This window comes from Variovorax sp. 01T432, from assembly GCF_056398605.1.
In genome coordinates this window covers 1-574 of sequence record NZ_JBFTPS010000155.1, presented here as the reverse complement: position 1 = coordinate 574, position 574 = coordinate 1, and the positions used below count along the sequence as shown (strand labels likewise).

The following is a 574-nucleotide window of genomic DNA, read 5'->3' as shown; positions in this document are numbered from 1 at the left end:
GCCTGGCCTGGGCGCTCGACCGCTTCAAGCGGGTGGAGACGGTAGGCTTCGACTACGGCCAGCGGCACCGGGTCGAGCTCGACGTCCGACCCAGTATCCTCGAGGTGTTCCGCACCGAGTTTCCCGACTGGGCGGGCCGGCTGGGCCCCGACCAGCTGCTGCATCTCGCGGCGCTCGGCGAGGTCAGCGAGACGGCGCTGACCCGCGACGTCGAGATCGCGATGGAGGACAGCGGCCTGCCGAACACCTTCGTGCCCGGCCGCAACCTGATCTTCCTGAGCTTCGCCGCCGCCCTGGCCTATCGCCGCGGCCTGCGCCACATCGTCGTCGGCGTCTGCGAGACCGACTTCTCCGGCTATCCCGACTGCCGCGACGACACCATGAAGGCGATGCAGCTGGCACTCAACCTGGGCATGGACCGGCGCTTCGTCGTCCACACCCCGTTGATGTGGATCGATAAGGCCGAGACCTGGCGGCTGGCGGCATCGCTGGGCGGCCCCGCGCTGGTCGAGCTGATCCGGGACGAGACCCACAGCTGCTATCGCGGCGACCGCGGCACGTCCCACTTGTGGGG

The 574-nt window shown here is 69.7% G+C and carries 1 protein-coding gene; it reads left to right on the top strand.

Going from position 1 to position 574, the window contains the following annotated elements; translation table 11 throughout:
* Positions 1–2: 2 nt before the first annotated feature.
* The coding region (queC, locus tag AC1DNF_RS35760; RefSeq protein ID WP_478153674.1) for a 7-cyano-7-deazaguanine synthase QueC at positions 3–574 on the top strand (572 nt) is incomplete at its 3' end.